We start from the raw sequence: 1,422 nt of genomic DNA, 5'->3' as shown, positions 1-1,422 counted from the left end.
TCCTCTACTTTGGCATGAGTTAAGTTCGTTCCGTAAGAATGTCTGCACCATGTTTCCGATGGACGGACTTTCCAATGCAAGACATCCTCGCAGATTTTGATGACACGGTCTTGCACATTTGAATTTTCCTGGGAGATACGCTTGCGCTTGTTGGCCTTATGTGTTGCACCCTGCAAAATATCTGGGAACACGAAACCATTGAGAATAGGTTCTGCCGCTATCTCATCAAGAATTTTCTGTAATGGTTCAATGATGGGGATTATTACTTCACCATCACCTTCTGTGCGATTTCTGGTCTTCACTCGTTTGAATTTGAACGCTTTCCTACCAGAATCGAAATAGAATTTTGAATACTTAAGCTCGGCTGCATCGGCCATATTGAAACCGTTACACAGGTATTGGACAAGAAACAATCCCAGTGAGTAATGAGCTTTTTCTGCATAGCCTTTCTTCCATGTGTCAGGATAGCGTTTCTCAATAAACACCCGATACAATTCTGTCATCTGCTGGACATTCAGGTAGTGATCCTTCCTTGTGTCACCGACTGGTATTGCTACGAGTTTCTTTTTCTTGACATTAGAAAATGGATATTCTTGGTTGGTAAGATAGCCCCGTGACACACATTCATTCCAAACTGCACGACAGTTTCGGAGATAAAGCCCTCTTGTCGCCTCTCTTATTTGACCGATTAACTCACCATTCTCGTTCAGCACACCATTTTGCATTCCGTTACTCCAATACTCAATATCTTCCTTCCCTACCTTAAAACCAGTAATCGGTCTATCCCAGAGAATCTTTTGGAAGGATTTCATGGCGCACTCGTATGACTCGGCAGTAGTGTATTGCTCTCCGTTGTTGTTAGTCCGAAAGAAATTAATCCTGTCTTGCCACACGCTAAAAAAGGAGGCTTCCTTAGAGGTGTCAACACCCGTGATGGCTGCCTTTATTTTATCGAGCGTCAGACTATTCCCCAGACGCTCAATCAGCTCCACTTGCGCCTCAAAGATGACATCAAATTCCAATTTCTTTTCGTAGAGTTCTGAGCGGACAGCCTTGGCGCTGAGATTACATACCTTCGCAAAATCTTCTTCCGTGAACTCTCCAGCCACGAAGTTGTACCACGACTTTCTGTCTATGGTATAACGCATTACGACGGAAAACGTGTTCTTGTCTTTCTTCGGATGACGCTTGTCAAGGATGAGCGCATAGGTGCAATTTCCGAATCGTGCGTTCTTGTAGGTTGTGTCTAATTTCTTTGCTATTTTTGGCCAACTGTCTGGAGGTCTCAACTTCACTTTATTCTCAATTTTGGGAAAACAATGGGAAAACAAAGTCTCTCATTTTCTCCCTAAATCCCGTGTTTTCAGATGTTTTTCGGGAAAGCAATGGGAAAGTAGAGGCGTTTTGATACGGGGTTTTATT

Annotated in this window: 1 protein-coding gene; it reads right to left on the bottom strand. The window is 43.2% G+C overall.

Annotation, left to right across the window (positions count from 1 at the left end; translation table 11 throughout):
• The coding region (locus tag HMPREF1640_RS12365) for an integrase (RefSeq protein ID WP_052051838.1) at positions 1 to 1,295 on the bottom strand (1,295 nt) is incomplete at its 3' end.
• Positions 1,296 to 1,422 lie beyond the last annotated feature (127 nt).

Origin of the sequence: Prevotella sp. S7-1-8, from assembly GCF_000758925.1 — a bacterium.
Lineage (GTDB): Bacteria > Bacteroidota > Bacteroidia > Bacteroidales > Bacteroidaceae > Prevotella.
The sequence above is the reverse complement of the archived record's forward strand: the minus strand, read 5'-3'. Positions and strand labels throughout refer to the sequence as shown.